Annotated in this window: 10 protein-coding genes; 6 read left to right on the forward strand and 4 right to left on the reverse strand. The window is 38.3% G+C overall.

The window, feature by feature from the left end; all coding sequences use genetic code 11:
- Positions 1–72: 72 nt before the first annotated feature.
- Complete coding sequence (locus CWATDRAFT_RS27335; RefSeq protein ID WP_007303072.1) at positions 73–468, forward strand: hypothetical protein; 396 nt, start codon at positions 73–75, stop codon at positions 466–468.
- 100 nt (positions 469–568) lie between these two features.
- On the opposite strand, the gene CWATDRAFT_RS40610 is transcribed toward CWATDRAFT_RS27335, so the two are convergent.
- Positions 569–1,015, reverse strand: coding sequence for a zinc ribbon domain-containing protein (locus CWATDRAFT_RS40610; RefSeq protein WP_232287216.1), 447 nt, complete (start codon positions 1,013–1,015; stop codon positions 569–571).
- Between the two features lie 22 nt (positions 1,016–1,037).
- Positions 1,038–1,718 (reverse strand): hypothetical protein, encoded by a 681-nt coding sequence (locus tag CWATDRAFT_RS40615; RefSeq protein WP_007308038.1) that lies wholly within the window; start codon positions 1,716–1,718, stop codon positions 1,038–1,040.
- 502 nt (positions 1,719–2,220) lie between these two features.
- Between CWATDRAFT_RS40615 and CWATDRAFT_RS27345 the strand changes: the two genes are divergently transcribed.
- The 3 genes from CWATDRAFT_RS27345 (at position 2,221) to CWATDRAFT_RS27355 (ending at position 5,754) form a co-directional block, all read left to right on the forward strand.
- Positions 2,221–3,258 carry a permease gene (locus CWATDRAFT_RS27345; protein ID WP_007308032.1) on the forward strand — a complete coding sequence of 346 codons (1,038 nt, stop codon included), beginning with the start codon at positions 2,221–2,223 and terminating at the stop codon, positions 3,256–3,258.
- Between the two features lie 123 nt (positions 3,259–3,381).
- A complete protein-coding gene (locus CWATDRAFT_RS27350; protein ID WP_007308033.1) occupies positions 3,382–4,203 on the forward strand; it encodes a TIGR03943 family putative permease subunit in 822 nt (273 codons plus the stop codon).
- 45 nt (positions 4,204–4,248) lie between these two features.
- Entirely contained in the window at positions 4,249–5,754 is a 1,506-nt protein-coding gene (locus tag CWATDRAFT_RS27355) for an Ig-like domain-containing domain (RefSeq protein WP_007308034.1), read from the forward strand.
- A gap of 58 nt (positions 5,755–5,812) precedes the next feature.
- Here the strand turns inward: CWATDRAFT_RS27355 and leuC are convergent, their stop codons facing one another.
- On the reverse strand, positions 5,813–7,216 hold the full coding sequence (gene leuC / locus CWATDRAFT_RS27360) for a 3-isopropylmalate dehydratase large subunit (protein WP_007308037.1): 1,404 nt from the start codon (positions 7,214–7,216) through the stop codon (positions 5,813–5,815).
- Between the two features lie 257 nt (positions 7,217–7,473).
- Between leuC and CWATDRAFT_RS27365 the strand changes: the two genes are divergently transcribed.
- Both CWATDRAFT_RS27365 and CWATDRAFT_RS42025 read left to right on the forward strand, forming a co-directional pair.
- Complete coding sequence (locus tag CWATDRAFT_RS27365) at positions 7,474–7,830, forward strand: hypothetical protein (RefSeq protein ID WP_007308035.1); 357 nt, start codon at positions 7,474–7,476, stop codon at positions 7,828–7,830.
- A 140-nt stretch (positions 7,831–7,970) separates the two neighbouring features.
- A complete protein-coding gene (locus tag CWATDRAFT_RS42025) occupies positions 7,971–8,141 on the forward strand; it encodes an ATP-binding cassette domain-containing protein (RefSeq protein WP_412093285.1) in 171 nt (56 codons plus the stop codon).
- Between the two features lie 17 nt (positions 8,142–8,158).
- Here the strand turns inward: CWATDRAFT_RS42025 and CWATDRAFT_RS27370 are convergent.
- Positions 8,159–8,618, reverse strand: a 460-nt coding sequence (locus tag CWATDRAFT_RS27370) for an IS5 family transposase (RefSeq protein WP_007308036.1), incomplete at its 5' end; no start/stop codon positions are given.

Here is an 8,618-nt window from a genome sequence, read left to right on the forward strand (position 1 = left end):
ATTTATTACCTTATTAATTAGCGGAATGTATACGCTAACATCAAAAGAGGTTGTTTGTTACAGTTAAGGCTAATGTCATCACATTCCGAACTTAAGACCAGTCAAGATGTCCACCTGAGAGCCAAACAAATTAAGAGTCTAATTCGCTCTCTTAAACAGAAAATAAAGAAAATTGAACGGGAAGGGGAAGTAGCACCAGCTAATTGTCATATTATTCGTTATCAGGTTAATGGAAAGGGAACAATCTACTGGTATTATAAACTACAGGCTGCTGAATCAATTTTTCCTATGGCCACTAATAATGAGAAAAAAACCAAATATAAATATTTAGGACGAGCCGGAAGTTCTGCTCATATTGATGCTGTAGAAAAACTCACTAGAAGAAATCTCATTGATGAATTAGAACGAGTCATTCAATCTCTAACTGAAAGCTACTTAGATATCTATATTGGAACCGAAACTGAATGAAGCTATTTAATATTTAAAATCCCCTAAAAAGATGGAAAGAGAGTTTTTAAAATCACCTTAATTCTCTATTTTAGCTTTGGAGATATGTTTAGCGTAAAATTTACGCTAACAATTGTTTTTTATCCAAAGTCCAATTATAATCTGCATCGCATTTATTTCCGCAGTTATTGCAGGCAAATTTCTTACCTTTTCTATCACCAATTACATGACATTTATAACAGGTTTGTGATGTCCATGCAGGGTTTACTAATATTAGTTTTACACCTGCCAAAACACATTTATAAGTCAAGAATTGTCTTAATTGGTAAAACGCCCAATTATTACCTAGTCGCTTATCTTTTCTGCTTCTAGGTCGCGCCCCGTTCTGCCGTTGAACGGCAGAACTAAGGCGGGCGACTGCATTCCGCAGCTTCTTGTTAGTACGCTCTCTAATCCCTGTTAAATCTTCAATGGCAATAGCTTGTTTGTCAGTTACGGCATTATTAATTAACTGGCGTGATATTTCATGATTAATATGTTTCTGAAAGCGTTTTTCTTTCCCCGACAACCGTGCTAGTAACTGGCGACATCTACGCCGTGAGCATAAGAGTGCCTTTCGAGGCTTTTTTCTGAATAACTGCTCTCAGTTTTGCATAGTTATTGCGCTTATCTGCAACCTGTTTGCCTGACCATGATTCTCCTTCTGATGTTGTACAAATATCGGTACGACCTAAATCACAACCCAATACTTTATCCGTTTTAGTCTCAGGCTGTGTCGGTTCATCTAATGTTATATGAATGTAATAATCACCATTTTTGCGTTTAACTAGAGTAGCTCCTTTCGGGTCTTTCCCTTTTAGTAAACCGACTTGGTAATTACCAATTAACAACTTAATTCGTTGGCGACTATTTAATAGCTTTACGCTAACCGTCCAATCTTTTTCCCGAAAGCTAAATATTCTAGCATCGTAACTAATAGAAGTAGGACTAAACTCTTTAACTTTTCTACCTTTTTGTTTAGCTGTTTTTCGGTTAGCGCAAACCCTTCTAACAGCCTGAATTGCTAGGTTAGCTGATAGTCCAAAGTTAGTCCTAACATTTTTGTAAACTAACGACTGCATTGCAGTTTTGTTAGTCATCTTATTAGGAGTGTTTTGGTTAACCCAATCACAGGAAGTTGCAAACACCAGTAATGTATCTTCAATTTCTTTGGCGAGTGTATTACTGACTTCAAGCTTGCAAGCTACTGTTATGGGTTGGGTTTCGGGCATAGTATTTATCAATAGGTGATACTATTCTAACACAAGTTTCTAGAATAAGGACTCCCTACGGTCGATTTATTTGTTGGTCGAAAATTTACGGACCTACGTAAGACAATGGGGAATCCTTTTCGACATTAGGTTGAATGTTTTTTTTCAGCGAATATTTCGACCAATAAACCCATACGGTAAGCGTACCTATGGGTTTATTTTATGGAAGAAGGCAGAAGGTTGAGTTCGGAGTTCGGAGTTCGGACTTATTATTTGTTCAAGTATAAAATCAGGGTTTCAGATTCACTACTTGTTGCTCGTTGTACATACATTTCCTTAAGTTGAACTCAGGTGTAGAAGGGGTTTTAGACCCTTGATTTTTCGATAAAGTCGGTTATATTAAGAGAATGTTAAAAATTATGCTAAAGTGATCCCTGTTTAATCCTATTCATCTTTGAGAACATTATTAAGCCAACTTACGTCCATAGAACTACTACCAGCCTGATCGGGCAAAAGTATAATAATGACCCAATTACACCACGCCTTTACCTTATTCCTCAGTTTGCTGGTGGAAGCTTTCCCATTTTTACTATTGGGGGTATCCTTATCAAGTGCTTTACTCCTATTCATCGATGAGGGAAAGTTAATAGCCAGTATTCCCAAAAATCCATTATTAGGGGCGATCGCCGGCAGTTGTATCGGTTTTCTCTTTCCGGTGTGTGAGTGTGGCAATGTGCCGGTAGCGCGTCGCTTTCTTCTACAGGGATTACCCAACTCGGCGGCTATCGGTTTTTTATTAGCGGCTCCCACCATTAACCCGATCGTGATTTGGTCTACCTGGCTGGCGTTTCGGGGTCAACCAGAAATTGTCTTTTATAGAATTCTTTTCTCCCTGATCATCGCCATTGCTATAGGCTGGATCTTCAGTGTGCAAAAAGATCCCCGCCCCATGCTACAACCACTATTGGCCAAAAGGATCATGATCTTGTCCCGTCAACCCAGGTTTGCTCGTTCCAGAAAAAAAGAACCCAACTTAAAAGAGTCGATGTTATTACAGTCTGGGACGTTTTTACTGGGAGCCGATAAAGGTCCAATGCGACTGGATGAAACATCAGCCGGAACATTGAGCTTAACCTCCGATCAATCCTCGGTGATGAATGGACGCTTAAAATTATTTCTGGAAAATGTTACCCAAGAACTGAGAGAATTGGGTGGAATGTTAATTTTAGGCAGTGCGATCGCCGCTTGTCTACAAGTCTTTGTCCCTCGTGAAATCGTCTTAAGTTTGGGACAGGGAAGCATTAGCTCTATCCTAGCCATGATGCTATTAGCGGCTATTGTCTCTATTTGTTCAACAGTGGATGCGTTTTTTGCCTTATCTTTTGCCTCAACCTTCACTACCAGTTCTCTGTTAGCGTTTTTGGTGTTTGGACCAATGATCGATATCAAAGCCGTTGGTTTAATGCTTTCAATTTTTCAACCGAGAATGATAGTCTATTTATTTGCACTGGCCGGACAGTTAACCTTTATCTTGGCTATGTTTCATAGTTACTTTCTCTGAGATAGCTGTTTTGAATAATAGACAATGGATAAGTTGAATGTAGAATGGAAGATTAGGTTTTCAACCGGATTAATTAATCATCAATTGTCAATTATCCATTGATAAAAGAGGTAAAATCATGTTATGAATGTACTATCTAAATTTAAACTTACTCCTAAGCTAAAGCTGTTTTTACCAGGTTTGGATATCTTAGCTATTCTTGCTTGGGGTATTCTACTCTTCAAATATTGGGTAACCGGTCAACTCAAATTATTAATCCATCCTAACTATAATTTGCTAGTTCTTGCCACTGGTATCCTCTTAATTATTTTAGCAGGTGTCAAAGCTTGGTTATGGGTTCAAACCCTACGTAAAAAGGGCAATAACGGGGAAACCGTGGAACACATCACTATTTTTCCCCCAGGATGGGGCAGTAGTTTCTTGATTATTTCTGCCATCGCCGGGTTTATTATTCCCCCAACAATTTTTGATAGTCAAATGGCTTTACAACGGGGTATTTCAGAATCTTTACCCATCACCCAAAGCGAAATTCAAAGTTTTGCCTTGAATATTAAACCAGAAGAACGATCGCTAATCGACTGGATCAGAACCCTCAACGCTTATCCCGAACCGGATGCTTATCAAGGTCAAAAAGCCAATGTAACGGGGTTTGTGGTGCATTCTCCCTTACTCCCTGAGAATTATATCTTCTTGAGTCGTTTTATTATTACTTGCTGCGCTGTAGATGCTTATCCCGTGGGACTTCCTGTTAAATTAGAACGCGATCGCAGTAGTTATCCTCCCGATACTTGGTTACAAATAGAAGGGGAAATGATGACAGAAACCCTGACTATTGATACCCAAACTATGCAACAAACTCCGACGCAAAAACGACAGTTAGTGTTATCAGCTAATAGCATTACCACTATTCCTACCCCTAATGATCCTTATGGGTATTCTAATTAGTCCAGTTATCAGTTATCAGTTATCAGTTATCAGTTATTTATTCAAATGATTAATAAACTTAGATTACAAGAACCGATTGATAAACTCTCCATGTTGTTAATTGGAGGGTTTAGTGTCCTCATTGGTGGTTTAATGATTGGGGATAAACTTTGTGGGGAGAATTGTTTTTTAAGAAAGGGTCCCCAAGTTGAAAGTTTTACTTGGCAAGAACAAAACATTAGTAATAAAGATCGGGCGTTTATTTTGACCTTTGATCGTCCGATGGATAAAGCAACAGTGGAGAAAAATTTAGTCATTGATCCCCCTCTTCCTGGTAAAGTAAGTTGGGCTGGCCGTCGCTTAGCTTACACGGTAGAAACTCCTGTTCCTTATGGACAAACCTATACAGTACAGTTAAGCGAAGCAAGGGAAAAATTTCGCAAAAATAATAAAGCAGGTCAAGAAATGGAACCTTTTGTGGGAACTTTTCAGAGTCGCGATCGGGCTTTAGCTTACATAGGAACCCAAGGAGAAGAAAAGGGTAAACTTGTTTTTTATAATATTACCCAACAACATAAAAGAATGTTAACGCCACCGGATTTAGTGGTGATGAATTTTGAATTTTATCCCGAAGGCAATCGCATTTTATTTTCTGCTTATAAGGAAGGTTTAGGTATTGATGGCCTAAGAAAATTAAAACTTTATACTGTTACTACTGGTGTTAATAATGGAGTGGAAGATAGTAATAATAATCCTCCTGGTAAAATAGAAGAAATTTTAGATAACGAAACCTATCAAAATAATCAATTTGATCTTTCTGCTGATGGAGAAACTATTGTCATTCAAAGAGTTAACCGTCAAAATCCTGCTGACTTCGATTTGTGGATAGTTAGAAAAGGAGAAAAAGCAGAAAGATTAAGGGTTACAGGGGGTTATTTTGAAATAACACCTGATAATCAGGCATTAGCTGTGGCTAGGGGCGAAGGGATTGGAATTTTACCCTTAGAACCGGAATCAGAACCCTTAGATTTTTTACCTAAATTCGGTCAATTATTAGATTTTTCTCCTCAAGGGAATTCCGCAGCAATGGTTGATTTTAATACAGATAAGGCTAATCTACGTTACACAAAATCACTATTTTATGTTAATAATCAAGGGATTGAAAAAGAACTTTTAAACACAGAAGGATCAATTTTTAATTGTCAGTTTACTCCAACAGGAACTCAATTATATTGTTTACTAACCGAACTATTAGAAGGAGAAGAATATCGAGAACAACCCTACTTTGCTAAGTTTGATATTAAATCAGGAGAAGTCATCCCGTTAGCTAAATTATCCCATTATCAAGACATCAAAATTAGTTTATCTCCTGATGGTTTAGCATTATTATTTGACCAAATTTTAACTAGCGATGATACTAGGTTAAAGGATAATTTAACTAATGATTCAGGTCAGGCGATCGTAGGTGGAAAATTATGGTTATTAATTCCTCCCATTAACAATAACCCTAATAGTAAAGCAGACTTAAAAGAGTTACCTTTGGTGGGTTTTCGTCCTCAATGGTTACCGTAAACAGTGAACAGTTACCAGTGAACAGTTAAACAGTGATCACTGGCAATGTATTCACTGTTTAACTCAGTTCTCGAACATCAGAAACTTGACCATTTACCGCAGCAGCGACAACCATAGCGGGACTCATCAACAAAGTTCTTCCTGTGGATGATCCTTGACGGCCTTTAAAGTTACGATTAGAAGAAGAGGCACTAATTTGATCCCCTTGTAACTTATCGGGGTTCATGGCTAAACACATAGAACATCCGGCCTCACGCCATTCAAACCCGGCTTCCACAAAAATTTTATCTAACCCTTCGGTTTCTGCTTGGACTTTAACCCGTTCCGATCCAGGAACCACAAACGCTTTAACTCCATTAGCCACATGATGGCCTTGGGCAAACTTAGCAGCTTCCCTTAAGTCGCTGATGCGGCCATTGGTACAACTACCAATGAAACAGACATCAACTTTTGTGCCTTTGATGGGACTTCCAGGAGATAACTGCATATAACTGTAAGCTTCTTGAGCGATGGCGCGATCGCCTTCGGGTAAACTATCAGGGGTGGGGACGGGTTCGCTGATCCCAATACCTTGGCCTGGTGTGATCCCCCAAGTTACCGTTGGTTCGATCTCCGCAGCATCGAAGGTAACAATATCATCGTATTCTGCATCGGCATCAGAAGCCATACCACGCCACCAACTAACTGCTTTTTCCCATTTTTCTCCTGTGGGGGCAAAGTCTCGTCCTTTTAAGTAGTCAAAAGTGACATCATCGGGGTTAATATAGCCACATCTTGCCCCCCCTTCGATGGCCATATTACAAACCGTCATCCTCTCTTCCATAGACATATTGGTAAAGGTGGTTCCGGCGTATTCGTAGGCGTAACCCACACCACCTTTAACCCCCAGTTTACGGATGATATGAAGGACGACATCTTTGGCATATACTCCCGGTTGTAACTTGCCGTTAACTTCGATCTTACGCACTTTTAGCTTGGATAGGGCAAGGGTTTGGGAGGCTAATACATCCCTTACTTGAGAGGTTCCGATGCCGAATGCGATCGCCCCAAAGGCCCCGTGGGTGGAGGTATGGGAGTCACCGCAAGCAATGGTCATTCCGGGTTGGGTGAGTCCTTGTTCCGGGGCGATGACATGGACAACCCCTTGACTACCTGAACCGATATTATAGAAACGAATACCGTTGTCTTTGGTACTATTTTCCAGTGCTTGTATCATCTCTTCTGCTAGGGTATCAACAAAAGGACGGGCTTGGTTTTCCGTGGGTACGATATGATCTACCGTGGCCACAGTGCGATCGGGATACATTACTTTGAGTCCTCTTTCCCGTAACATAGCAAACGCTTGGGGACTGGTGACTTCATGGATCAAATGCAGTCCGATGAAGAGTTGGGTTTGTCCTGAAGGTAATATTTGAACGGTATGGGTATCCCAAACTTTATCGAAGAGTGTTCCTTTGCTCATGGATGTCTCTGGCTTTTCTTTATCACGCTATATTCTTATTATGAAGGGTGTTAGGGGTTTATTGGAAACTTTTAAGATCATTATTTAATTTTTCTTACCAGATCGTAGGGTGGGCAAATCAAAAATTTATGTACAATAATTGAGTGCTTAAAATTATTGCCCACCGCATAAGCTTTATTTTTTTGTACTAATATATAGCAATTTTTATAACTTGGTTGTAAAATAATATCAAAATATCTAGATTTTAGTTTCTGAAAATGCAAGCAAGAGATGAAAACTTAGAAAGACAAAGACTAGAAAAAATTGTTACAGAAATAAAAAATTTGATTGCAGATAATCAACTTGAGTTAGCGACAAAGCGGTTAGGTTATTTAGCAGAAGATTTTGCTATTGATCAGAAGCGTAAGTATGAAACCGTCGATTTTCAGCTTCGTTATGCTGAAATTAAAACCAATAAACGCAAGCGTCTTTCTTCGCAAGAAGAGGTAAGTAGAAGTTTATCAAGTTTAACTTTTGATATTTTCGATTTTCTTGATTTAATTGTTGCTGAATATAATAATTTTCAGCTATCTCAATTCCAAGATATTGTATCTAAAGAAAATAAAAAAAACTAATCACATAAATTGATACAAATAAAAATTTTATTGATGTTTCTCAAGAAAAGAAACAACAAGTAAAAATTAATGAACCTATTAATATTGATACTGACATTGTTCTTTATGCTAGTAACATTACCAAACAATATTCAGGAAAAATAAATGATTTTAAGCTCACTTTACCAGAATTAGAATTAAAGTTTGGTGAGATAACATCTCTTGTGGGTGAAAATGGAAACGGTAAGACAACCTTATTAAGAATTATTGTTGGTGAATTAGCACAAAGTAGTGGTGTTCTTAAATATCCTGCTTTAATTAGGGTTTGCTGAAAAAGTTTCTCCAAAATTTATGCCACTTTTGACCAAGAATTTTCTGACAAATCAATAAGTTTTAGTACATAAAAATTGTTTAAAGTATAATCAAAATTAATGAAAGGCGGTTTGATGAGTTCCCCTGTTCTATTATTAGTAAATAAGGACAAAAAAAGCGACAAAAACTGCCTCAGAAGTTTAGAAAGATTGACAACTAAAAATGTAATAGCAATAGATGTAATGGAGGTTTCAGGGAGTTTTGTCATCACGAGATTTAGGCTAAATCTTCGTTTAGCTTGTCCAAACTTTCCCTCAATAGCATTACGGAAGCATTCATCGGAGTGGGCTTGTTTCTTTTCTTCTTCACTGACATTTTTCGGAGGTCTTCCTAACTTCGGACCACTGATTCTTATCCCTCTTTCCTTACACCAATTTCTGTTTTCCCTAGTTCGATAAATTTTATCTACATGGACGGATTCGGGATAATAGCCAAAC

The sequence above is a fragment of the Crocosphaera watsonii WH 8501 genome, assembly GCF_000167195.1.
Taxonomy (GTDB): Bacteria; Cyanobacteriota; Cyanobacteriia; order Cyanobacteriales; family Microcystaceae; genus Crocosphaera; species Crocosphaera watsonii.